Below are 25,078 nucleotides of genomic sequence, written 5' to 3'. Positions count from 1 at the left end.
GCCCTCCTTGCTTAGGTGTTATTTTAAAATACTGGTTGTCTTTATTGTAACATAGAGGGATTTCCTTCATAAACCAGAATAATTCCGCATAAATTTTCTTAAATCAATAGCAATCTGCCCAATCAATCATAGTATATATGGACATATGCGTAGGGAGGGATTATGCGTGAAAATACACATCGTCCAAAAGGGCGACACATTATGGAAGATTGCTAAGAAATATGGAGTGAATTTTGAAACATTAAAGAAAATGAATTCACAGCTCAGCAATCCGGATATGCTGATGCCTGGCATGAAAATTAAAATACCCGATAATACGTCTCCATCTGTAAAAAAAGGAGGCAATACAAAGATTAATTTTGGAACCGTAAAGGAAGTTCCTATTTCAGGTGGGAGTTCAAATGTGAAGGAAAGTATAAAAGCAGAGACCGAGACAGTTCCGAGTAAACCGAAAGAGATGCCGATTGTGTCACCACCACAAGCAGTGAAGGAGATGCCAATACAACCGATGGATATTAAAAAAGAAAAGCCTGTTAAAGAAATGCCTAAAATGCCGTATGTCGCCCCACAGGCCATTGTAAAACCTGTTGTACCAGAAATTGATATCAACAACTATTATTTAATGAATATGGCCAAAATGGAAATGCAAACACCTCCTCCTATGCCTATTATTAAGGAGGTACCTAAAGTTAAAGAGAAGCCAGTCATAAAAGAAAAGCCAATCATAAAAGAAAAGCCGAAGAAAATGGAAAAACCAATGCCGAAGCCACAGCCCATGCCAATGCCGAAACCGCAGCCAATGCCGCAGTATATGCCGGAATATTGTCCGCCTATGATTCCATATTATGATCCATGCTGCCCGCCAGTTATGATGCATCCATGCATGGCCTATCCAACGCCTTATTTTAATCAGTCATATATGACTGGACCGTCTTATCACCAACCGTCTTTCCACCAGCCTTACTGGGGTCATGGAGACGGAATGGAAGACAGTTCAAGCTTTCACTATGGGCACCACGAATCAAGCCATAAGATGGGAGGCCACCATGGGGATTATTATCCGCAGCAGCAAGGGTATCATCAAGGCGGAACGATGTCCCCGTATGGCCAATTCCCTGTACAGGGAACACAAGGCTACTATCAACATCCAGGATTTGGGCATCATGGATATGAATCTTCCCATTATGGGATGGAATCGTCAAGCCATATGATGGATCATCATTATCAACAGCAACAGCAACAACAGCAATATATTCCGTTTGATGGGTATATACCGAAAGGCTGCGGCTGTTCTGATACAGGAGCACAGGGGTCTTTTTATCAGCCAATGAATCAATATGACCAACAAGGTATGAGTCATTCAATGGGCAAGTATGGCCAACAAGGTATGAGTCAGCCAATGGGTCAGTATGACCAGCAAGGTATGAGTCAATCGATGGGTCAGTATGACCAGCAAGGTATGAGTCAATCGATGGGTCAGTGTGACCAGCAAGGTATGAGTCATTCAATGGGCCAGTATGACCAACAAGGTATGAGTCAGCCAATGGGTCAGTATGACCAACAAGGTATGAGTCATTCAATGGGCCAGTATGACCAACAAGGAATGGGTCAACAAATGGGTCAGTATGAACAGCAAGGCATGAGTCACCCTATGTATCAGCATGCTGCTCAACAACCGTTTTTTCAGGATTCCCAATTTCATCAAAGGTATGGGGGTCAGCAGTTTGAAACAGGATCTCCTTCCTACAATCCCGATGGCCAGCATGTGATACCGCATATCGAGCCGGCAGCATTTGATATGCCAAGGACACAGGAAGAAAGCAGTGAGCAAGAAGGTCAATCATGATGAGGGAGCAGGAGGGAGGCAGTCTAAAAGACTGCCTCCTTGCTTATTTAAGTCAACAAAATATCGTAGTTTATGAGATGAAAGCTATCAAACCAAGATTGATTAAGGTTAGTACAAATAAGGGTATATTTATCGCCAAACAATTTGTAAATCAAAAAAGATTACTCATGCAACTCGAATTTTTAAAAAAGCTGCGAAAAGCAGGGTTCAATGGAGCTTATGTGTTTTCCGATGAAATTAAACCGTTTGAATGCAAAGGTAAATCAATCGGTTTTATAGAATATTTAACGAAGCATCCAAGAAGCTTTACGTATGAAAATTATTCGGAGCGATTAGAAGGTTTGACATTGTTAAATAAGATGCATGAGGCCTCTGCTACGATCATCAATGATTTGACAGTGGAAAAACACACTTTTTCACAAGTGTCAAAATGGAGAGAACGATTAGGAGAATTTACATCTAATAGGAATATGCTCAACAGAGTTATTCCCGACTCGATGCTGACCGAGTATTTAAGAATGGGAGAATGGGCATTGGATAAGCTGGGTTCATACGAGCTTGAGGAAGTGGATGAAGATCCTGTTATCATTCACGGCGACCTGGCACATCACAATTTTTTTAGAAAAGATGATGGTGAGCTTCTCCTTATTGATTTTGATTTGATGGCTGAAGCACCGCCTATGATAGATTATTTACAGTATGCCAACAGATTGCTAATTTTTAATAATTGCTCATTGAAAGAGATTCTTACTTTTCCTCAGTTTAAAAAATATCGGGATAATCCTTTCTTTTTGATTGGGCTTAGTTTTCCAACAGATATTTATAGAGAATGGAATCGCATCTGCCGTGATCAATTATGGAGTTCCAACCGTCGTCTCGACTCCCTTTGGGATATTACCGTGGAAGATTTACCAAAGAGAATCTATTTTTTTAGAGAATTGAAGTCGAAGATAGGGCTTTTGTAAAAATTAATCGTGCAAAAATGTAAGGAATAGTGAAATAACCAATAGATAATTGAAAGATGAGCGTCGTGGATGTTCATCTTTTTTGTCATGAGCTTGGAAAGAAGCGATATCTGTCTGAAGGCTAAGGATACTTACTAATGAATATGAGCAGAAAAGACCGCAGTAATCAGCTGAAATCAGTATAATAAACCAAATGATTAGAATAGATAGAGGAGAACGAATCAATATGAATATACTTTCGGTCGCTGATATACACGGTAACAGAAACATCTATAAACATATCATAGAAGTCATAAGAGAAAAAGATGTTGATGTGTTAATTCTCCCGGGTGACTTATATCCAAAACCATTTAGTGTCACTTTTGAGATGTTTAAAGCAATCCAGGAGGAATCTGCCCAAGAAATCTCGAGTCTTTTTAAACATTTGGATATTCCAATATATTATGTGTTAGGAAACGATGACTGGGTAGACTCGGAAATAAAGAGCGGCATAAATTTACACGGTAAAGTCGTTGAGCATATGGGTATTCACTTTACGGGCTTTGAATATATCAAGGAAACACCTTTTTTCACAAATCGAGAGCTTTCTGAGGATCAACTGAAAATAGCATTTCGTAAGCAAATAAACACCTTACAACTAAAAAGTAAAGAACCGTTGGTTATCGTGGCTCATACTCCGCTATTCGAGAAACAGGACAGAATAACAGGAGGGGAGCGAGTGGGAAGCCAGTCGTTACGCATGGAGATAGAGAACCTGAACCCCCTCATTTATTTAGGTGGTCATATTCATGAAGATTTTGGAGCGGACAAATTAGGTGACACCTATGTATTTAATTGCGCTTGCTCTCATGAAATAGATTTGTTAAGAGGTTATGTAATTAGAATAAAAGAAGGTCAAGTAACTTACGAAGATGTCATTCGGTAACATATAAACAAAGAGCGGACCGCTCTCTAGAAAACAATAGTCACAAAGATTTTGCTGCAGGACGTGGCGTTCTTAGTCCTTGGTCCTTAGTGCAGTCGTCTCAGCTTTTCGTGAGATCCAGCTTCGGCTCCTAGGCCCTCGAGTCATAAGTATAACCACTTCGGGGAAGGGACGTCCCCTGCGTGCCTCTTACTTATGCTTGTCGCTCCTGAACAGTCGCCTCAGCTTTTCGTATTAATTTCAATTTTTTGGGGATACTGGTGGAGAGTTGATTTACATCTTAGTGAGGTGGGTTAGATGAATGGACGGTACTTTTTCCTGGTGGCTTGTTTGTTTTGTTTAATAGTCATTCCAGGTATGAATGATCACGTAGGTGTTGCGGTTAGAAACGATGCCGGTCAGGATAGTCCGGTCCTTGGAATTACTCCAATCCAGCGAACAGTCATTCTTCAGCGAGTATATTTGGATGGAGAGATGAGTGAAGAAAAAATCGAGGAAACGATTATTTCCATGGATGATTTTTGGAGAAAATATGATAAGTGGCTATTGGTGGACCAAAACGATCAGCAGCTTGTATTCCAAACGTATGTTGATGATATTTCTCCCTTATTAAAGGGAAATGGGTATTTTGGGATTAAATCTGATGGAACGATTACTATTTTTAACGGCAAGCCTGCCAGGGATCAAATCATTCAATCTTTCTATCAAATTGATTTAAAGAAGCTGGAATCCACTGAAAAATCTGAATTGCAGAATGGTGTTAGAATCGTAAATAAAGAAAGATATCTTAAGTTCTTGGAAGTTTATAAATCTTATTCAACACCGACGTCTAAAACGCTTCAATAATTTATAAAAGAGCTGATCGTTTGCCTGCGACAGCTCTTTTGGCTGTTTTCTTAAAAATCAAAAAATCAAACATTTGTGCTGGTAGTGTATAATGGTTAAATGTAGTATGGTACAATGGTTTACAGTCGAATTAGAGGAGAGGTAAACGTTGTACGATTTTATAAAAGGTCGGATAGACTATGTCTGTCCTGAATATATAGTAGTCGAGAATAACGGGATTGGTTATTTAATTCATGCGCCAAATCCATTTGTATTTTCCGGAACGAACGAGGAAAAGAAAATATACGTACATCACTATGTACGTGAAGACTTACAGGCACTGTACGGTTTTAGTTCAAGAGAAGAAAAGAAACTGTTTATAAAATTATTAAATGTCACAGGTATCGGGCCAAAAGGTGCGCTTGCTGTACTCGCGAGTGGAAGAGTCGATCAGGTTGTGGAAGCCATTGAATCTGAGGATGAGAAGTTTCTTGTTAAATTTCCGGGCATTGGAAAGAAAACCGCAAGACAAATGATCCTTGACCTAAAAGGGAAGCTTGAAGATGTTTCTCCAGATGCATTCCCTGATTTATTCCAAACAGCAGATGGAAAAGAATTGAGCTACTCCACCAAGAATATTGCATTGGAAGAAGCATTGCTTGCTTTGCAGGCACTTGGTTACTCCGAGAAAGAAGTTAAGAAATTGGTGCCGAAGCTTGAAAAAGAGGAGAAAACAACGGAAGAATATATAAAAGGTGCATTACAGCTTATGTTGAAATAGGAGGTGGACAACTTGGAAGAGCGAATCATGGACCTGCATGCACAAAATCAGGATGAGACGTTTGAATATAGTCTGAGACCCCATTCACTTGAACAATATATTGGGCAGGATAAAGTAAAAGAGAATTTACGTGTATTTATTGAAGCAGCCAAAATGAGAGAAGAGGCGCTTGACCATGTGCTGCTGTATGGCCCACCGGGACTTGGTAAAACGACATTGGCCACAATCATTGCGAATGAAATGGGAGTGGAAATTCGGACTACATCTGGACCTGCTATTGAACGCCCTGGCGATTTAGCTGCTATCTTAAGTTCTCTTCAGCCTGGTGAGGTTTTATTTATTGATGAAATCCATCGACTGCCAAAATCTGTTGAGGAGGTATTGTATCCAGCGATGGAGGATTTTTGCCTCGATATCGTAATCGGTAAAGGACCGGGAGCGCGTTCTGTTCGATTGGATTTGCCTCCTTTCACCCTTGTGGGAGCCACAACAAGAGCAGGTGCTTTATCAGCACCATTACGTGACCGTTTCGGTGTCATATCCAGGTTGGAGTATTATACTGAGTCACAGCTGCGGGAAATTGTGACACGTACAGCCCAGGTACTGGATACGGCTATTGAGGAATCAGCGGCGAGCGAAATTGCCCGCAGGTCCAGGGGCACGCCAAGGATTGCAAATAGATTGCTTAGAAGAGTGCGTGACTTTGCACAGGTACGTGGCGACGGAGATATTCAGTTTGGTTTAGCTGATTATGCTTTGGAATTAATGCAGGTTGATAAGGTTGGACTTGACCAGATTGATAGAAAGTTATTGCTTGGAATTATAGAGAAGTTTAAAGGCGGACCTGTAGGGCTGGATACGATTGCAGCTACAATTGGGGAAGAATCCGGAACGATAGAGGATGTGTATGAGCCCTATTTGATGCAGATTGGATTTATGCAGCGTACCCCTCGCGGCCGGATTGTGACTGAACATGTGTATCGCCATTTCAATTTGGAAGTGCCAAATTCATGAATCATTTACCAAAAACGATTATGATGATAGGTGTGGCCATTTTTGTGGTTGGTTTTTTAATGCAATTCATTAAAATTGGACGGCTTCCGGGTGATATTTTATTAAAAAAAGGAAATACTACATTTTATTTTCCTATTATGACGTCTATTATTGTCAGTATCTTATTATCAGTATTTTTTTATATCATCAGCCGTTTTAAATGAATTAAATGTTGTCGTCATAGATAGAGATGTAAATTCCGCCATTTGAGTGTGCTGCATGATTACTAGTTAAAGAAATGGAAGTGTCACCATGAAAGTAGATTTATTTGATTTTCATCTGCCTGAGGAATTAATTGCGCAAACTCCGCTTGAAAAACGCGAAGAAAGCAGATTGATGGTCCTTGATAAAGAGACAGGTGATGTGAATCATACGCAATTTAAGCATATTAAAGAATTCTTGAAACCTGGAGATTGCCTCGTTCTAAACAATACAAAGGTATTGCCGGCCAGGTTGCACGGCGAGAAGAAGGATACAGGTGCTCATATAGAGCTTCTTCTTTTGAAGCAAATTAAAGGGGACGTATGGGAAACGCTTGCCAAACCAGCGAAACGTATTCGCGTTGGAACAGAGGTTGTGTTTGGTGACGGCCAGCTTACAGCTGTTTGTGTAAAAGAGATGGAGCATGGCGGCAGGGAATTTGAATTTAAATATGACGGAATCTTTTATGAAGTATTAGAGGAACTTGGCGAAATGCCTTTGCCTCCGTATATTAAAGAGCGGTTATCGGACAAAGACCGCTATCAAACTGTATATGCACGGGAAGAAGGTTCAGCAGCTGCCCCTACAGCCGGACTGCATTTTACGGAAGAACTGCTTGCAGAGATTAAAGAAATGGGTGTACATTTAGCTTTTATCACGCTTCATGTTGGACTTGGAACCTTCCGACCTGTCTCATCCGATACAATTGAAGGGCATGATATGCATTCTGAGTTTTATCAAATGAATGCTGAAACAGCTCAGCTATTAAATCGGGTTAGAGCAGAGGGTGGTAATATATTCTCGGTGGGAACTACCTCCACACGTACTCTTGAAACGATTGCCCGCGATCACAATGGAAGCTTTGCTGAGGCAAGTGGATGGACTAATATTTTTATCTATCCTGGATTTGAATTTAAAGCTATTGATGGAATGATTACGAATTTCCATCTTCCTAAGTCCACGTTGATTATGTTGATTAGCGCTCTTGCTGGGCGTGAACATGTATTAAATGCATATAATACTGCCGTTCGTGAAAAATATAGATTTTTCAGCTTTGGCGACGCAATGTTTATTAAGTAAGATTTTTGAGAGGAGTATCACGATTGACAGCAATCCGTTATGAATTAATTAAAACATGTAAACAGACAGGAGCCCGACTGGGACGGGTTCATACACCTCATGGAACTTTTGAAACACCCGCGTTTATGCCTGTAGGAACTTTGGCTACAGTTAAAACGATGTCACCAGAAGAATTGAAACAAATGGGTGCCAATATTATATTAGGCAATACGTATCATTTGTGGCTGCGACCAGGTACAGAGGTCATTAAGGCTGCAGGTGGGTTACACAAATTTATGAACTGGGATCGCGCAATTTTAACTGATTCCGGCGGTTTCCAGGTTTTCAGTCTGAGTCAATTCAGAAAAATTGAAGAAGAGGGCGTGCATTTCCGTAACCATTTAAACGGTGATAAATTATTTTTATCTCCTGAAAAGGCTATGGAAATCCAAAATATTTTAGGATCTGACATTATGATGGCATTTGATGAATGCCCTCCATATCCAGCAACACATGAATATATGAAAAAATCCGTTGAGAGAACATCCAGATGGGCAGAGCGCTGTCTGAATGCGCATGAAAGACCAAATGATCAAGGGCTATTTGGAATCGTACAGGGTGGAGAATATGAAGATCTTCGCCGCCAAAGTGCCAGCGATTTAGTATCTTTGGATTTTCCGGGATATGCTATTGGTGGATTAAGTGTAGGGGAGCCGAAGGATGTCATGAATCGTGCTCTTGAATTCACTACTCCGTTATTGCCGTCCAATAAACCACGTTATTTAATGGGTGTTGGTTCTCCGGACTCCCTAATTGATGGAGCAATCCGTGGAGTTGATATGTTTGACTGCGTATTGCCAACGAGAATTGCCCGTAACGGTACACTGATGACTTCTGAAGGAAGACTAGTCGTTAAGAATGCCAAATATTCTATGGATTTTGGTCCATTGGATCCGAATTGTGACTGTCATGTTTGTAAAACATATTCAAGAGCGTATATTCGCCACCTTATTAGATGTGACGAAACATTCGGAATTCGCTTAACCTCTTATCATAATCTATATTTTCTGCTAAACTTAATGGAGCAAGTTCGACAAGCCATCAGGGAAGACCGGCTTGGAGACTTTAGGGAAGAATTTTTTGAGAATTATGGGTTCAATAAACCAAATGCAAAAAACTTCTAACCATTCTTACTAATGTAATGAAAGGAGTGAAAATAATATGGTATTATCCCAATTTTTGCTACCGATTTTGCTGTTGGTGTTTTTCTACTTTATCTTAATCCGTCCTCAGCAAAAGAGACAAAAAGCAACTGAACAAATGCAAGCTGCCTTACAAAGAGGAGATAAAGTCGTGACGATCGGCGGTCTTCACGGAACTGTTGATTCTATTAATGAAGGTACAGTAATTATCAAGAGTCCAGACGGTTCTCGTCTAACATTTGATAGAAGATCTGTTTCTCAAGTAGTTGAGAAAAAAGAAAGTCCAGTAACAACAACGAAAGAAGATTAATATGAAAAAACCTAGCCGAATGGCTAGGTTTTTTTAGTTTCGTGATCCGCCGTTCATATTTACCCCCAGTACTCCACCCATCATAGCCGTGATAATAAAACAGCCATTATAGATTAGCTGCGTGGATGTAAATACGGTCTCAAGCCCCAGATATTGATAGAGGAAAACAATTAAAGTATAGATTAGGCCTGTACTGCCTCCGAGCAGCCATCCTTGTTTTTTCCCCTTTCCACCGGATATAAATCCCCCAATAAACAAAGTTAAAAAAGAGAGAGCCATGATGATATACGTTAGAGAAGATTCAGAAATGCTGGTGAATCTAAGTAGCAAAGAAAATAATAAGCTGAACAAAGCAGCCATAATAAAGATGGTTACAACTCCGTACAAAATGGCAGAACCTATGTTTTTTGTTTCGATTATGGTCAACCTCCTTATCTTCTATTGGATCTCTATAAATAATTTATTCTGTTTATTTTTATTTAGAATGTATTTTTGTACAACCAGTCAATCAAATGACTATTTTTTTCTATTTAACAGCAAACTAACAGATGTATTTGATTGGAGGGAATATAGGTTGCTTGAATATTTGGAAATTATAGGGCGTACTAGCCTTTTATATGTTATTATTTTGTTGGTTTTTCGGATCATGGGGAAACGGGAAATAGGAGAGCTAAGTCTTCTAGATTTAGTCGTTTTTATGATGATGGCGGATATAGCTGTTATAGCTATTGAAAATCCTGATGATAGTATGTGGAAAGCGATTTTGCCGATAGCAGTCATATCCATTATTCAAATTATACTTGCCTTTATATCACTTAAAGTGCCATTCATCCGCAAACTGATTGATGGAAAGCCATCTATTATTATACATAATGGAAAAATTGACAAAAATGCAATGAGAATGCTGCGTTATAATTTTGATGATTTGCTTATACAGTTACGCGATGAAGAAGTAGAAAAAATGAGTGATGTTGAATTTGCCATTTTTGAGCCTTCCGGGAAATTATCGATTTACAAGAAAAAATCAATTAAAAAAAATAAACAGCCAGGTCCAATCTTTGCTCTCATTCAAGATGGAGTGATACAAAAGCAAAATCTTAGAGAGATTGGAAAATCAGAGAGCTGGCTAATTCAGGAATTAGCTAAAAAAGGTTATACAGACGTAAAACAAATTCTGTTTTGCAGTTTAGAAGATGACGACCTATATATTAATAACAGTGAGTAGTTCATTGTTATGGAAATAATGCAATCTTGGATAATAGAGGGCCAATAATAGGAACTCTCCTGATTTCCTTTTTTCGTATTAAGCCTGTCAATAAACAACCGATTGCGAAAACAATTACGATAACGGCTATCGAAATAATCAAACGCTGAATCATAGGGATTCCGATTAACCATTGTTCATAGAGCATGTGTCCGATTAATCCGGAGATGGACATGACGACAAGAGCCATGATGTATTCATGCAAGTAAATGGTTAAGTGGATTTTCTTCATAACAGTAGCGAAATGTAAAAGAGTAACAAGCACAGTAGATACACAGATGGCAATAGCAGCTCCCATAATCCCGATATTCGGCTGTGTTACGAGTGTGAGGATTAAGATGATTTTTGTTATTGATCCAATTAGACTGTTAAACATAGCCGCTCTGGCCATATTAAGAGCCTGCAACGTAGCCTGAAGAGGACCTTGAAAAAAGAAGAGCAGAAAAAAGGGTGCCATAAATCGTACATATATGCTGGCATGGTCATTATGATACATGACCTGCATGACTGGTTCAGCAAGTACATATAGAGTGACCACGGCTAGGGAGCCACTTAAAAAAGCAAATCGGAGCGACTGCTGCAGCCGGTGAATCACTTGTTTGATATTTCCTTTATAATAGGCTTCACTGACAGCAGGGACTAATGATGTACCCAGTGAATGGGTGATAAAGGAAGGAAGCATAAGTAATGGTACGGCATACCCTGCCAGTTCACCATATTGTGCAGTAGCGACGCCAGTCGCAACCCCTGCTGCCAAAAGACTCCTTGCCACAACAATCGGTTCAAAAAACCAAGTAATAGATCCGATCATCCTGCTTCCTGTAGTAGGAATGGCAATGGATAAAAGCTCCTTTAATGTATCTTTACCAGATGAAACATAGTTGAAAAATTGTTTTCTCATTCTGAAACTCTTTTTAAATTTAAACATCAACATTAAATATAGCAAAGAGGCAATTTCTCCAATGACTGAGGCTACCATGGCACCGGCAGCTGCATATTCAATTCCATAGGGCAAAAAGGCTTTCGTCAATGCGGCTATCATTGAAATACGTACAATTTGTTCAATAATATTTGAAATCGCATAGGGCTTCATATTTTGTTTCCCTTGAAAGTATCCGCGCAAGACAGCTGAAACAGCCGTTATTGGTACAATTGGTGCAATCGCCAATAAAGGCAGTAAAGTTCTGGAGTCTGTGAATACATGAGTTGATAAGTATGGAGCAAACATAAATAGTAATGGGGTGAAAATTAGAGAAAGACTTCCGGTCACACATAAGGACACAACCAGTATTTTCTTTGTTTTATGATGATCCCCTTTTGCTGCTGCCTCTGCCACAAATTTTGAGATTGCAATGGGCATTCCAAGCTGAACGATTGCAATCACTAGATATAATGATGGCAATGCCATCATATATAGACCGACGCCCTCTTCACCGATAAAGCGGGCAATCACAATTCGATTAATAAATCCTAAGATCTTCGTAATGAATCCTGCAATCAATAAGATAACAGTTCCCCTTATAAACTTGGACATTCAATTCCCCTCCTTCTCAAACAAGCAGCAATCATATACAATTATCTATATGCATGCAAATGGACTAACCATGACAAGCTTCACAGAAAAAGTGAATATCTATGAAAAATGAGGGTTGGAGGACGATTAAATTGGACAGACAGCATCCGTATGAGAAATTTCGTTCAGAAATGTTACCAGCTTTAAAAAGTAAACAAGAAGAATTTCAATTGTTAGGTTATCCGGAGGTTCAGGGAAACGATATTTGGATGTATTTAACGAATAAAAAATGGAAGAAACCTAATCCTGAAATAAGGGCATATGAAATTTTTCAAGATATTATGAGTGTCAAAGTGGCACATTATATGAATTATGCGACAATAGAGGCATTAAAAGAAGGTGAGGCTATGAAGAAAAATATGGCTTCAGGGCTTGAAGAATTCAAAGATTTATTTTCATGATTTTATAGAAATATAAGCGGTATATATCCATGCATTAATTTCCAATTCATATGAAATCAAATTGACACTTTGTATTCTATCTTTCATAATAAGAACGGTAAAATCAAATTTTAAAAGATTGAAACAACTGGAATAAAACATAGGAACCGAGTAAATCGGATAATCACGTTTTATTAAAGTAGCGTCCTTCCATGCTGCTTCAATCGGGATATTATGATTAGGGGGCTATTTACATAATGGTTAAGAGAAGTAGAATCCTGGCTTTCTTCCTTATTGTAATCGTATTAGGAGTTACCTTTGTTGGTACAACATCTAATATCATGCAAAACATTAAGCTGGGCCTTGATTTACAGGGCGGGTTTGAAGTTCTTTATAAAGTGGAGCCAGCAAAAGATGGACAAAAAATTGATGAAAAAGCAATGGCGGCTACTGCCAGCGCATTGGACCGAAGAATTAATGTTCTCGGTGTCAGTGAACCGAGCATTCAAGTTGAAGGCAATAATCGGATCCGTGTACAGCTAGCAGGCGTAGATGATCAGGAGAAAGCAAGGGAACTTTTATCAACGCAAGCCAATCTAACTTTCCGTGATGTGAACGATAAAGTAAGAATGGATGGCGGGGATTTAAAAGAAGGAGGAGCCAGCCAATCTTTTGATAGCCAAACCAATCAACCTATTGTACAGGTCCAATTAAAAGATGCAGATAAATTTGGACAAGTTACAAGGGATATTTTAGCCATGGCGCCAGAGAATCAACTAGCTATTTGGCTGGATTTTGAAGAAGGAAAAGATTCCTATAAAGAAGAAATCACAAAAGAAGATCCTAAATTTATTTCAGCACCAAACGTGAATCAAGTGATCAATTCAGATACAGCCGTTATTTCAGGTGACTTTACTGTAGAAGAGGCTAAAGACCTCGCTGAAATTTTAAATGCAGGTGCCCTGCCGGTTAAACTGAATGAGATCTATTCAACATCTGTAGGTGCTAAATTCGGTGAAGAAGCATTAAATAAAACGCTATTAGCTGGAATTGTTGGGATCCTGGCTATCTTTATCTTTATGGTTGCTTATTACCGATTCCCAGGCGCGATTGCAGTTGTCTCATTGTCTGCCTATATTTATTTAATCATTCTCGTATTTGATTGGATGAATGCTGTTCTTACATTGCCAGGTATAGCAGCCCTCATACTTGGGGTGGGGATGGCGGTCGATGCGAACATTATTACAAATGAACGGATCCGGGACGAAATTCGTAAAGGACGTTCCATTAAGGCAGCCTATAAAGAGGGGAATAAGCACTCCTTGTCTACAATAATGGATGCCAATATTACCACTTTACTTGCAGCAGCTGTTCTGTTTTATTTTGGAACCAGTTCAGTCAAAGGCTTTGCGACCAGTTTGATTGTCAGTATATTAGTCAGCTTTATAACGGCTGTGTATGGTACAAGATTGATTATGTCCTTATGGGTGAACAGTAACTTCCTTAACAATCGCCCAGGCTGGTTTGGGGTTAAGAAAAGCGACATTCATGATTTAAACGAATTTAAAAAGGATAAATATTTACCTACGAAGTTTGATAAATGGGATTTCATTAAGCCTGCAAAGAAATTCTTTATCTTTTCTATTATATTAACCATAATTGGAGTAGGATCCTTATTTGTAAATGGTTTAAATACAGGTATCGATTTTTCCAGTGGGTCCAGAATTCAAATCAATGCTGATAAAGAACTATCAGTAGATGAAATCCAAAAAGATCTTACTGAAAACGAAATTGATTCGCAAGATATCGTTATGGCAGGTGAGGGTAACAAGTCGGCTGTTGTGCGGACGAAAGATGTCTTTTCAAAAGATGAAATTGCAGAGCTAAACAATTACTTTGATTCCAAGTATGGGCATAATCCGAATATAAGTACGGTATCCCCGACAATAGGTAAGGAGTTAGCCAAAAATGCGCTGATTGCGGTAGCGATTGCTTCAATTGGTATTGTTATTTATGCGACCCTACGCTTTGAGTGGAGAATGGCTCTACCTTCTATATTGGCGCTCCTGCACGATGCGTTTATGATAATAACGATATTTAGTATTTTTAGAATCGAAGTGGATTTAACCTTTATAGCCGCTGTATTAACCATCATTGGGTATTCGATCAATGATACAATCGTTACGTTTGACCGTATTCGTGAGAATATGCAAATGAAAAAACGCATTAAGACTCAGGAAGAAATTAATGAGATTATCAATATCAGTGTTCGCCAAACAATGGTCAGGTCTATCAATACTGTTCTAACTGTGTTAGTTACTGTGTTGGCGATGATGTTCCTTGGAAGCGAATCAATCTTTAATTTTAACCTTGCTCTATTAATCGGTTTGGTAACTGGTATGTATTCTTCTATTCTGCTTGCAGCCCCTATTTATGGAATCCTAAAAGGCAAAGAGCTGAAGAAGAAAGGTGTTATCAAAACATATAAAGAAAAGCGTGTAAACAACGATCAACCACAAGTTTAATGATGTTTCATACAAAACAGCCCGGTTCTTTTTCTTGAGAAGCGGGCTGTTTTTATGGTAGCTTACACCAGTTCACAAAAAGACTTTATGTGTTATAACTGATTATTTTGTGTGCTTTTTTTGCTATGTATGCAAGATCTAGTAAAGGTAAACAATAGACTAACAAACATGGAGTACGTTTTTTCTTTGTAAGATAAGGGGATTAAGACTATATACATGATTTATTAAAATTTTTCATAATACTTTATAAAGGAGTAGGAATATGAAAAAACTTCAGTGGTACGTGATTCTTGGGATAGTATTTGCTCTTATCGTTGCTATTTTTGCTGTTGTTAATGTGGATAAGGTGGATGTTAATTATGTATTTGGAACGGCTCATTGGCCCTTGATTTTGGTTATTTTAGGATCTGTTGCCATGGGTGGAATCATTGTTGGTTCTGTAATGGCAGTCCGTATTATCTCTCTGACTAAGCAGATAAAAGAACTAACAAATGAACGGATCGCTTATAATGAATTGGCTGACAATGATCTTAACACTCACCCAAAATCATAAATATTTAGAATCACTCATTGAACCTTTGATAGATATTTTTTATAATAGATAGGTCAGGGGTGACAATATGTTACAATCAAAAACACGTTGGCTTTTAAAAAAAGCTGATGAAACCATTATAAATCTATTCATGCAAGAACTTGAACAGCCTCGTATTGTGGCTACATTATTGGTCAACAGAGGAATAAAGACCGTAGAAGAAGCGCGGTCTTTTTTGTATGCAGCCCAGCAGGATTTCTATGATCCGTTTTTACTATCAGGTATGGAAGAAGCTGTGAGACGGATTGTGAAAGCTGTAAAAAACAACGAAAAGATTACTATATTCGGAGACTATGATGCCGATGGGGTCAGCAGTACGACCATCTTAATGCTCACGCTTAAAATTATGGGAGCAGAACATGTGTCATGGTATATTCCAAATCGCTTTACAGAAGGCTATGGCCCAAATGAAGAGGCTTTTCGATTCATAAAAGAACAGGGAACTACGTTGCTTATCACAGTAGACTGTGGCATTTCGGCCATTCATGAGGCTCAAGTGGCGAAAGAATTGGGAATGGATTATATTGTGACGGACCATCATGAACCGGGTCCTGAGTTACCGCAGGCATTAGCTATCCTTCATCCCAAAAAGCCGGGTGAAACTTATCCGTTTTCAGAGTTGGCAGGTGCAGGTGTGGCAATGAAATTGGCCCATGCTTTACTTGGTGAGTTGCCTGATGAGTTGATTGGCATTGCTGCAATTGGAACAGTAGCTGACTTGGTTCCTCTTCATGATGAAAATAGATTAATTGCGATTAAAGGGATTCAGGCATTAAAGAAATCAACGAGACCGGGAATCCTTGCCCTTTGTCAAAAAGCAGGTATTCAGCGCGATTCCTTAAATGAGGATTCCATTGGATTTGGATTGGCACCGAGAATAAATGCTGTAGGAAGATTGGAATCGGCAGATCCAGCTGTAGAGCTTTTACTTACAGAAAGTCAGGAAGAAGCTGATTCGATAGCCGACGAAATAGATTTATTGAATAAAGAGCGGCAATCAATCGTAAAAGAAATGACCCAGGAAGCGATTGAGGAAGTGGAGAATAACTATCCACCTGAAACCAATCCGGTCCTAATTATTGCCCGTGAAGGATGGAATACTGGTGTAGTAGGGATTGTAGCCAGTAAGCTTGTAGAAAAGTATTATCGTCCGACGATCGTATTAAGTATTGATCGTGAGAAAGGAACAGCAAAGGGTTCTGCACGCAGTATTCCAGGATTTGATCTTTTTCAAAACTTATCTTTAAACAGAGAACTGCTGCCTCATTTTGGGGGCCATCCTATGGCTGCTGGTATGACATTGAAAATAGAAGATGTTGAGGAATTGAGACAACGATTGATCAATCAGGCTAATGAAATTCTAACAGAAGAAGATTTCCAGCCTGTTACTGAGATAGATAGCTTAGTTGCGATTGATGAAATTTCATTAACGCTTATTCAGCAAATGTCTCAGCTTGCACCGTACGGGATGCAAAACCCAAAACCGCGGATTTTGATTGAGGATGCCTCAATAACAACTTCCAGGAAAATTGGGGCAGATAAAACTCATCTTAAACTTCAGCTCGAACAAAATGATGCTGGGTTAGATACCATTGGGTTTGGATTAGGAGAGTTCCTTGATCATTTATCTCCGCAGGCCAAGGTATCTGTAATTGGGGAATTGGCGATAAATGAATGGAATAATATAAAAAAGCCCCAATTGTTTTTACAGGATCTTTCTGTACCAGGGTGGCAGTTATTTGATTGTCGCAGCGATAAGGGGAAAATACATGTTCAGACAGTGCCGTCTCCACGCAAAATCATCTTATTTCAGGAAGAGAGTAGGGTGTGGCTGACGGAATTTACTAAAGAGAATGATCAAATTATCCATATTACCTCTTTAGAAGCAGCTCAACAGGAAACTTTAGACGGCTATCATGTAGTTTTAGCAGATTTACCTTCACAAAAAGATATATTTGAAGCACTTTTTATTGGAAAATTGCCTAAAAGAGTGTATGTTTACTTTCGTACCACTCAAAATGATTATTTCTCAGCGTTTCCAACAAGAGACCAATTTAAATGGTATTATGCCTTGTTGGCAAAAAAAGGACCTATTTCATATAAAGAACTGCGTTCCATGCTGAATATTCATAAAGGCTGGTCAAAAGAAAATATTGATTTTATGACAAAGGTGTTTTTTGAGCTCGAGTTTGTTACAATAAATAACGGACTCATTGATTTGGTAAGGACCAGTATGAAACGGGATCTCCAAGAATCTAAGACCTATCAAGAAAGACAAGCAAGAATGGCGTTGGAACAAGAGCTTCTATACGCTTCATTCAATCAGCTTTATGATTACCTTGGCAAGTTGATTCGATCCCACATGGAAAACAAGGAGGAAACTGAGCAATGGATTTAAAACAATATATAGCGATCGTAGAGGATTGGCCTAAGCCAGGGATTAAATTTAAAGATATTACCCCACTTATGGATAACGGGAAGGCATATAAATATGCAACAGATCAAATTGTAAAGTTTGCTAAAGAGAAAGAAATTGATATTATTGTAGGACCGGAAGCACGTGGATTCATTATCGGCTGCCCTGTAGCTTATGCAATGGAAGTTGGCTTTGCGCCAGTGCGTAAAGAAGGCAAGCTGCCTAGAGAAACCTTTAAAGTTGAATACGGTTTGGAATACGGTAAAGATGTGTTAACCATTCATAAAGATGCAATCAAACCAGGTCAGAGAGTATTGATTACTGATGACCTATTGGCTACAGGCGGAACAATGGAAGCGACTATTAAATTGGTTGAAGAGCTTGGCGGAGTTGTAGCAGGATTAGCTTTTTTAGTTGAGTTAACGTACCTTGAGGGCAGGAAAAAACTTGCCGGCTATGATATACTCACATTAATGGAATATTAAGCATATAGTAATGGCGTTCTAATTATTAGAGCGCTTTTTATATTATCAAATTGCGAATAATAGCGAAACAACAGATTAAATCTTGTTCGTTACTTTACAAGAAAACTTTTTTTGATGATAATAGAAACAATCCTCTTTTTAACGATTAACCTATATGGTTTAACATAGATAACGATAAGCAAAAAACGTGGAAATACGGAGTAAAAGGTGATTTCATGGCAAATGAGCAAATTTATACCGCTGAGCAGGTCTTTGATAAAGCAAGAAACTATATGAATGATAAAGATGTGGCATTCTTAGAAAAAGCGTATGAATTCGCCAAAGAAGCTCACAAGGAGCAATATCGTAAATCCGGTGAGCCGTATATTATCCATCCAATTCAAGTTGCTGCCATCCTGGCGGGCTTAGAGATGGATACATTTACAGTAGCGGGCGGATTTTTGCATGACGTTGTAGAAGATACTTCCGTAACACTGGAAGACATTAAGGAAACCTTTAACGAAGAAGTAGCCCTTTTGGTTGACGGTGTAACAAAGCTGGGAAAAATTAAATATAAGTCAAAGGAAGAGCAGCAAGCTGAGAATCACCGTAAAATGTTTATCGCAATGGCTAAGGATATTCGTGTAATCATGATTAAATTAGCTGACAGGCTGCATAATATGCGTACTCTGAAGCATTTACCTGTTGAAAAACAGCGTAGGATTGCGAATGAAACGCTCGAAATATTTGCACCGCTTGCGCATAGACTCGGTATTTCAACGATTAAATGGGAACTTGAAGATACAGCTCTCCGCTATTTAAATCCTCAGCAATATTATCGAATTGTAAATTTGATGAAAAAGAAGAGGGCGGAGCGAGAAGAGTATCTATCAGATGTCACCGACCGAATGAAGGAAAAGCTGAAGGAAGTTTCTATTCAGGCTGATATATTTGGACGACCAAAGCATATATACAGTATCTATCGGAAAATGGCTCTTCAAAATAAACAGTTTGAAGAGATTTATGATTTAACGGCAGTCCGTATTATTGTAAATAGTATTAAAGATTGCTATGCAGTTCTTGGTATCATTCATACATGCTGGAAGCCAATGCCTGGTCGTTTCAAGGATTATATAGCTATGCCGAAAGCAAATATGTATCAATCTCTTCATACGACCATTATTGGTCCAAAGGGTGAACCTTTGGAAGTACAGATTCGTACGACAGAAATGCACCGAACAGCTGAATTCGGGATTGCGGCACACTGGGCTTATAAAGAAGGCAAAGATCTAACATCGACACAACGAATGGATAAAAAGCTGGATTGGTTCAGAGAGATTGTTGAATTCCAGGATGCCTCTACCAATGCAGAGGAATTTATGGAATCTCTCAAACTGGATTTATTTGCGGATATGGTATTTGTTTTTTCACCAAAAGGTGATGTGTATGAGCTGCCAAAAGGATCTGTACCGATTGATTTTGCCTACCGCGTCCACTCAGAAATCGGCAATAAAACGATTGGCGCTAAAGTAAACGGCAAAATGGTTACGCTTGATTATGTGCTGAAAACCGGCGATATTATTGAAATATTAACATCTAAACATTCCTATGGCCCAAGTCAGGATTGGCTGAAGCTGGCAAAAACTTCACAAGCGCGAAATAAAATACGACAATTCTTTAAAAAGCAACGCAGAGAAGAAAATATTGAAAAAGGCAAAGAATTAGTCGATAAAGAAGTCAAGGCAATGGAATATGATGTGAAAGAAGTTTGTACTACTGAGAACCTGAGGAAAGTCGCTGAAAAATTCAATTTTGCCAATGAAGATGATATGTATGCAGCAGTGGGCTACAACGGAATAACAGCTGCTCAAATTGCGACAAGGTTAACAGATAAGCTTCGTAAAAAGAGAGAAAAAGATCAGGAAGTAAGCTTGCTTGATGCAGTCTCTGAGTTGCGTATGATTCCGAAAACGAAGAAGAAGGATTCCGGGGTCCGTGTAAAAGGGATTGACAATATGTTAATCAGATTATCACGCTGCTGTAATCCTGTTCCTGGTGATGAAATAGTTGGGTACATTACAAAAGGACGCGGTGTTTCGGTCCATCGGGCAGACTGTGTCAATGTATTGGATGAAGAAAGTAAAGAACGGATTATCCCGGTAGAATGGGAAAGCAGTCAGAGCGTTCGAAAAGAATACAATGTTGATATCGAAATAAATGGATTTGACCGGAACGGCTTGTTAAATGAAGTGCTTCAAGCTGTTAGTGAAACGAAGACGAATATCACGGCTGTATCAGGTCGTACAGACAGGAACAAAAGTGCGACAATTACCATGTCTATATCAATTTATAATGTAAGTCATTTGCATAAAGTAGTTGAACGGATTAAGCAAATTTCCGATATTTATTCTGTCAGAAGAATTATGAGTTAGGGGTAAAAAAATGAAAGTGGTATTGCAACGTTCAAAGGCAGCATCAGTGCGTGTCGATGGTGAAACAATCGGCGCCATTACCTCCGGGTTTGTGTTATTAGTTGGAATTACTCATGAGGATACGGAAGAGGATTGCCGTTACCTTGCTGATAAAATCGTTCATCTGCGCATATTTGAAGACGAGAATATGAAGATGAACCATTCCTTGCTTGATGTGGGCGGTGAAATTTTATCGATTTCCCAATTTACCTTATATGGTGATTGCCGCAAGGGAAGGCGCCCAAACTTTATGGCAGCAGCCAAGCCCGATGAAGCTGAAAAATTGTATGATATGTTTAATGAAATGCTGAGAGAAAAAGGGTTGAAAGTGGAAACAGGCAGATTCGGGGCGATGATGGATGTCGAGCTCATTAACGACGGACCTGTGACGCTTATTCTCGAAAGCAAAAACTAAAAGTTAAGCAGCGCAGTAGCTTTCTTTAAAACCGTACACCTCCATATATCTGAGTTATTTCAGACATATGGAGGTGTTTTTTTTTTGTAAATCAATAATTAGTGATCTAGCTGAATTTATATTTCAGGATTGAAATCAGCTAAACTGAGCGATTTAGCCGATACAGAGAAAAACAGGCCGAACTGAGCGATAATCCAGCCGATTCGAGAGAGTAATCAGCCGAATTGAGCAAGAAACCAGCCGATTCAGGAAAGAAACAAGCCAAATTGAGCAAAAATCCAGCCAGAGCAGAAAAGAAAGGAACCGAACTAAGTCATACAGCCGGTACATGGGGAAAATCCGCCGAACTGGGCGATAATCCAGCCGATTCTACCAATAATCCAGCCAAACACACCAATAATTCAACCAGCCAATACCTCTAAGTAATTTACATTCTCCACCCAAAGAATTATCCATAAAAACTCCCTTTATGCTATCAATTAAAAGCATAAAGGGAGGATCCAAGTTATTAAGAATAAATCTGTTGATCTTTACAACGTGTTTCATAAATCATAGCTTTTCGGGACGCTAAATTTCTAAATCAGAAAAGTAGGCAGCTAATCCATTTGCAAGACCATCTGTGATGGTCTCCTGATAGTATTCTGTTTGGATAAGAGCTTCCTCAGCAGGATTATTTATATAGCCTAATTCCAATAAAACAGCCGGCCGAAGATTTTCTCGTAAAACGTGCAGGTTGTTCTGCTTTACTCCCTGGTCATTTAACGGTGTCTCGTTTTGCAATAAATATTTTTGAATAGTTAAGGCTAGTTGCTTTTGATAGGAATGATAATAATATGTTTTAATACCACTTTTATCTCCATTCTGATTACTATCATAATGGAAACTGATAAAGGCATCGGCTCTATTCATATTTGCAAGATTGGCCCTTGCATGTAACGCTACATACCGATCGCTGGAACGAGTCATGACCACGTTCGCTCCGGCTGTTCGTAACTTCTCGTATGCCAGTTTAACGGTCTGAAGCGTTAGACTTTTTTCTAAAGTGCCAGCTGGTCCGGATGCTCCGCCGTCAGTGCCTCCATGTCCGGCATCAAGGATAATCGTTTTCCCCATTAATGACTCATTCCTTTGAAGACTTGAATTCCGTTCACTCTCTGATTTTGTATACCAACTTGGGATCCATCCTTCTTTTTTAGATGGAAGTTCAATTTTAAGCATGTTTCTAATTTTTTTGAGAACGGTATATTCCTCATCTTTTTTTATTGTTCCAATGATTGAAGCATCTGGCTTATCTGATGCTTGTACATTTAGTACGGAAGCTGTTATACGGATTTTCTTTAAGGATTTTTGTAATTGATGTTGATGTATGTAGTTGCTGTGGATCCAGCCTATATGGTCCTCATAGGTGAAAGAAATCCAGCTATCCTGTTTCTCTATTATGTGAATTACTGTTCCGATAGGAAGATTGCCGAGTACCTTAAACTCTGTGCCTGGGCCTTTTCGAACACGTAGACCGTCTGCAGTAACAATACCGGAATCGGAGGTAAGATCCGCTTCTTTATAGCCTGTAACGAGCCAGCTGGCTACCCATCCTGTTTTTTTGTCACTGAGCTTTAGTTTAATCCAATCTTCATCTATTTCCAGGACATCATAAACACTCCCCGCCTGGATTTCATCGATGATGGATGCCTTTATATTTGCCTCCTCCCGGACATAAATAGATGGCTCATTAACCACAATTTTATCGATCGTTGCATGTGCGGTTGGTATAGAATTTTTCATCGGCGCAAGCAGTAGGGTTACACATAGAAAAACCAAAATTTTTTTTAGCAAGATAATAATCGCTCCTTCTTTAAAAATCAGGGCCAGGCGTTTGTTAAAGAAAAAATATTTTTTATGAAAGATACTTTACACAGTCGGGAATACTGATTAAGACAATCTGTAGTTTAAATAAATAAGGGGTGTTCATGATATGAGATACAGTGAAAAGGGATTAATCACACAAAATGCCGGTAAACAAATATTCGGAGTGGATTTTCATGATTTTTTGGTTAAAGAACAGAATAATTCCATGGTGGAGCTTGCTTCGGAATTTGGCCTGTCCGTCAGAGACGTGAAACAACTAAAAAAGAAACTTGGACGTTCTTAAGGGTTGACAACTAGGAAGTTACTTCGTAATATTAATTAAATAAAAATACATATTATATTCCAATGATGGTGAAGAGTAATGTAGATCACACATGATCAGAGAAGAAGTGTCTTAGGCTGCAAACACTTCTGCATGTGCCCATATGAACGAACACACCGTAGGTTTCGCCCTGAAAAAACGTTAGTTTCTAGTAGGGGATGAACGTTAAACAGGCGTTAACTGTAAAAGTGGGAGCTTTTTATGCTCCAACTAGGGTGGCACCGCGGGTAACAACTCCCGTCCCTTGCATATGCATGGGACTGGGAGTTGTTTTTATTTTACCTAAAATTACCAAGCCATGCCAATTGGAAATGGTTATAGATTGCATTTTAAGGAGGAATTTTGATATGGCCGTTCAAATACCAAGGGGAACCCAGGATATCCTTCCTGGTCAATCAGAAAAGTGGCAGTATATCGAAAACGTAGCAAAAGAAATTTGCTCAGTGTATCAGTATCAAGAAATACGTACACCAATTTTTGAAAGTACCGAGTTATTTGAAAAAGGTGTGGGAGATACAACAGACATTGTACAAAAAGAAATGTATACATTTACGGATAAGGGAAACCGCAGTTTAACTTTGCGTCCGGAAGGTACGGCAGCGGTAGTTCGTTCCTTTGTGGGAAATAAAATGTATGGGAATGCTATTCAACCTGTTAAGTTGTTCTATATTGGGCCTATGTTCCGATACGAGCGTCCACAGGCAGGGCGTTTCAGACAATTTGTACAGTTTGGTGTGGAAGCTTTAGGGAGTTCCGATCCGGCAATTGATGCAGAAGTAATTTCATTAGCCATGAATATATATAAAAAGTTAGGGTTAAAGAATCTGAAGCTAGTGATCAACAGTCTTGGAGACAAGGAAAGCCGTGCAAAACACAGAGAAGCTTTGATTGCGCACTTTAAGCCCCGGATTGAGGAATTCTGTCCAAATTGTAAAAATCGCTTAGAACGTAACCCATTACGAATACTAGATTGCAAAGAGGACCGTAATCATGAATTAATGTCTGGCGCACCGTCCATTATCGATTACTTAAATGAAGAGTCTACCGAGTATTTTAACAAAGTAAAAGCGTACTTGGATGCGATCGGAATTGCTTATGTTGTGGATCCAGGCTTGGTTCGCGGACTTGATTATTACAATCATACAGCTTTTGAAATCATGCTCGATTCTGAAGGATTTGGGGCAATTACTACTCTTTGTGGAGGCGGCCGTTATAACGGACTTGTTCAAGAGGTGGGCGGTCCTGAAACCCCTGGGATTGGATTTGCTTTAAGTATTGAAAGATTGCTATCTGCACTTGAAGTCGAAAATATTGAGCTTCCGATTGAAAAAAGTGTAGATTGTTTTATTGTTTCACTTGGCGACGAAGCAAAGGATTACTCTGTGAAACTGGTAGATGAGTTGCGCAGCAACGGAATTTCAGCTGAAAAGGATTATTCCGATCGCAAAGCAAAAGGCCAATTTAAGGCGGCGGATCGTGTAAATGCCAAATTCGTGGCTGTACTTGGAGAAGATGAGCTGAAAGAAAATAAAATTTCTTTAAAAGATATGCAAACCGGTGAGCAACAGCAAGTGGGGCTCGCTGAGTTAGTAACAGAATTAAAAACTAAACTGGGAAGATAAT

24 protein-coding genes and 1 other annotated feature are annotated in these 25,078 nt (G+C 39.1%); of the genes, 21 read left to right on the top strand and 3 right to left on the bottom strand.

The genetic code is table 11. The features are described 5' to 3' along the window. Nucleotides 1-166: 166 nt before the first annotated feature. From safA to yajC, 10 genes are all read left to right on the top strand, one after another. Nucleotides 167-1,846: a SafA/ExsA family spore coat assembly protein gene (safA, locus tag FHY47_RS09150; RefSeq protein ID WP_187393463.1), complete on the top strand. Its 1,680-nt coding sequence runs from the start codon at nt 167-169 to the stop codon at nt 1,844-1,846. Next, nucleotides 1,843-2,811, top strand: a complete 969-nt coding sequence (locus FHY47_RS09145; protein WP_066105494.1) for a phosphotransferase — start codon at nt 1,843-1,845, stop codon at nt 2,809-2,811. Before safA ends, FHY47_RS09145 begins: the two co-directional genes overlap by 4 nt. Before the next feature lie 226 nt (nt 2,812-3,037). Then, entirely contained in the window at nt 3,038-3,736 is a 699-nt protein-coding gene (locus FHY47_RS09140) for a metallophosphoesterase family protein (RefSeq protein ID WP_187393462.1), read from the top strand. A gap of 297 nt (nt 3,737-4,033) precedes the next feature. Continuing rightward, nucleotides 4,034-4,582: an intercompartmental signaling factor BofC gene (locus tag FHY47_RS09135; RefSeq protein WP_262365988.1), complete on the top strand. Its 549-nt coding sequence runs from the start codon at nt 4,034-4,036 to the stop codon at nt 4,580-4,582. 148 nt (nt 4,583-4,730) lie between these two features. Continuing rightward, a complete protein-coding gene (gene ruvA, locus FHY47_RS09130; RefSeq protein ID WP_066105483.1) occupies nt 4,731-5,342 on the top strand; it encodes a Holliday junction branch migration protein RuvA in 612 nt (203 codons plus the stop codon). 27 nt (nt 5,343-5,369) lie between these two features. Further along, the gene (ruvB, locus tag FHY47_RS09125) at nt 5,370-6,356 is read left to right on the top strand and encodes a Holliday junction branch migration DNA helicase RuvB (RefSeq protein WP_373925499.1); all 987 of its coding nucleotides are present in this window, start codon (nt 5,370-5,372) and stop codon (nt 6,354-6,356) included. Continuing rightward, the gene (locus FHY47_RS09120; protein ID WP_066105478.1) at nt 6,353-6,559 is read left to right on the top strand and encodes a DUF2905 domain-containing protein; all 207 of its coding nucleotides are present in this window, start codon (nt 6,353-6,355) and stop codon (nt 6,557-6,559) included. Before ruvB ends, FHY47_RS09120 begins: the two co-directional genes overlap by 4 nt. 88 nt (nt 6,560-6,647) lie before the next feature. Next, complete coding sequence (queA, locus tag FHY47_RS09115; protein ID WP_148630204.1) at nt 6,648-7,676, top strand: tRNA preQ1(34) S-adenosylmethionine ribosyltransferase-isomerase QueA; 1,029 nt, start codon at nt 6,648-6,650, stop codon at nt 7,674-7,676. Between the two features lie 23 nt (nt 7,677-7,699). Continuing rightward, a complete protein-coding gene (tgt, locus tag FHY47_RS09110) occupies nt 7,700-8,839 on the top strand; it encodes a tRNA guanosine(34) transglycosylase Tgt (RefSeq protein ID WP_139892612.1) in 1,140 nt (379 codons plus the stop codon). A 37-nt stretch (nt 8,840-8,876) separates the two neighbouring features. After that, complete coding sequence (gene yajC / locus FHY47_RS09105) at nt 8,877-9,167, top strand: preprotein translocase subunit YajC (protein ID WP_066105468.1); 291 nt, start codon at nt 8,877-8,879, stop codon at nt 9,165-9,167. Nucleotides 9,168-9,200: 33 nt separating this feature from the next. Here yajC and FHY47_RS09100 read toward each other — a convergent pair whose 3' ends face one another. Continuing rightward, nucleotides 9,201-9,593 carry a TIGR04086 family membrane protein gene (locus FHY47_RS09100; protein WP_306821561.1) on the bottom strand — a complete coding sequence of 131 codons (393 nt, stop codon included), beginning with the start codon at nt 9,591-9,593 and terminating at the stop codon, nt 9,201-9,203. A 148-nt stretch (nt 9,594-9,741) separates the two neighbouring features. Between FHY47_RS09100 and FHY47_RS09095 the strand changes: the two genes are divergently transcribed. After that, on the top strand, nt 9,742-10,392 hold the full coding sequence (locus FHY47_RS09095) for a DUF421 domain-containing protein (protein WP_066105465.1): 651 nt from the start codon (nt 9,742-9,744) through the stop codon (nt 10,390-10,392). Nucleotides 10,393-10,399: 7 nt separating this feature from the next. Here FHY47_RS09095 and spoVB read toward each other — a convergent pair whose 3' ends face one another. Continuing rightward, complete coding sequence (gene spoVB / locus FHY47_RS09090; protein WP_066105462.1) at nt 10,400-11,965, bottom strand: stage V sporulation protein B; 1,566 nt, start codon at nt 11,963-11,965, stop codon at nt 10,400-10,402. 131 nt (nt 11,966-12,096) lie between these two features. On the opposite strand from spoVB, the gene FHY47_RS09085 reads away from it, so the two are divergent. The 8 genes from FHY47_RS09085 (at nt 12,097) to FHY47_RS09050 (ending at nt 21,689) form a co-directional block, all read left to right on the top strand. After that, entirely contained in the window at nt 12,097-12,405 is a 309-nt protein-coding gene (locus FHY47_RS09085) for a post-transcriptional regulator (RefSeq protein WP_139063839.1), read from the top strand. A gap of 236 nt (nt 12,406-12,641) precedes the next feature. Next, the gene (gene secDF, locus FHY47_RS09080) at nt 12,642-14,909 is read left to right on the top strand and encodes a protein translocase subunit SecDF (RefSeq protein ID WP_066105457.1); all 2,268 of its coding nucleotides are present in this window, start codon (nt 12,642-12,644) and stop codon (nt 14,907-14,909) included. Nucleotides 14,910-15,171: 262 nt separating this feature from the next. Beyond that, nucleotides 15,172-15,462, top strand: a complete 291-nt coding sequence (locus tag FHY47_RS09075) for a LapA family protein (protein WP_066105454.1) — start codon at nt 15,172-15,174, stop codon at nt 15,460-15,462. A gap of 67 nt (nt 15,463-15,529) precedes the next feature. Further along, nucleotides 15,530-17,899, top strand: a complete 2,370-nt coding sequence (gene recJ, locus FHY47_RS09070) for a single-stranded-DNA-specific exonuclease RecJ (RefSeq protein WP_148630201.1) — start codon at nt 15,530-15,532, stop codon at nt 17,897-17,899. Continuing rightward, nucleotides 17,890-18,402: an adenine phosphoribosyltransferase gene (locus FHY47_RS09065; RefSeq protein WP_066105448.1), complete on the top strand. Its 513-nt coding sequence runs from the start codon at nt 17,890-17,892 to the stop codon at nt 18,400-18,402. The genes recJ and FHY47_RS09065 overlap by 10 nt, the downstream gene beginning before the upstream one ends. A gap of 215 nt (nt 18,403-18,617) precedes the next feature. Next, nucleotides 18,618-20,813 carry a RelA/SpoT family protein gene (locus FHY47_RS09060; protein ID WP_066105445.1) on the top strand — a complete coding sequence of 732 codons (2,196 nt, stop codon included), beginning with the start codon at nt 18,618-18,620 and terminating at the stop codon, nt 20,811-20,813. Between the two features lie 10 nt (nt 20,814-20,823). Then, nucleotides 20,824-21,267, top strand: a complete 444-nt coding sequence (gene dtd, locus FHY47_RS09055) for a D-aminoacyl-tRNA deacylase (RefSeq protein WP_066105443.1) — start codon at nt 20,824-20,826, stop codon at nt 21,265-21,267. Between the two features lie 224 nt (nt 21,268-21,491). Then, complete coding sequence (locus FHY47_RS09050; RefSeq protein ID WP_140461980.1) at nt 21,492-21,689, top strand: hypothetical protein; 198 nt, start codon at nt 21,492-21,494, stop codon at nt 21,687-21,689. Between the two features lie 145 nt (nt 21,690-21,834). On the opposite strand, the gene FHY47_RS09045 is transcribed toward FHY47_RS09050, so the two are convergent. Then, nucleotides 21,835-23,100 carry an N-acetylmuramoyl-L-alanine amidase family protein gene (locus FHY47_RS09045; RefSeq protein ID WP_148630199.1) on the bottom strand — a complete coding sequence of 422 codons (1,266 nt, stop codon included), beginning with the start codon at nt 23,098-23,100 and terminating at the stop codon, nt 21,835-21,837. A gap of 139 nt (nt 23,101-23,239) precedes the next feature. On the opposite strand from FHY47_RS09045, the gene FHY47_RS18925 reads away from it, so the two are divergent. Then, nucleotides 23,240-23,416, top strand: a complete 177-nt coding sequence (locus tag FHY47_RS18925) for a hypothetical protein (RefSeq protein WP_175354278.1) — start codon at nt 23,240-23,242, stop codon at nt 23,414-23,416. Between the two features lie 53 nt (nt 23,417-23,469). Then, nucleotides 23,470-23,703 (top strand) — a binding site (T-box leader). A gap of 99 nt (nt 23,704-23,802) precedes the next feature. Beyond that, nucleotides 23,803-25,077, top strand: coding sequence for a histidine--tRNA ligase (gene hisS, locus FHY47_RS09040; RefSeq protein WP_066105436.1), 1,275 nt, complete (start codon nt 23,803-23,805; stop codon nt 25,075-25,077). Nucleotide 25,078: the final 1 nt, after the last annotated feature.

Source organism: Bacillus sp. E214 (assembly GCF_008087365.1).
In the GTDB taxonomy this organism is placed as follows: domain Bacteria; phylum Bacillota; class Bacilli; order Bacillales; family Pradoshiaceae; genus Pradoshia.
Note: the sequence above shows the minus strand (reverse complement) of the source record. Positions and strands in the feature narration are given on the sequence as shown.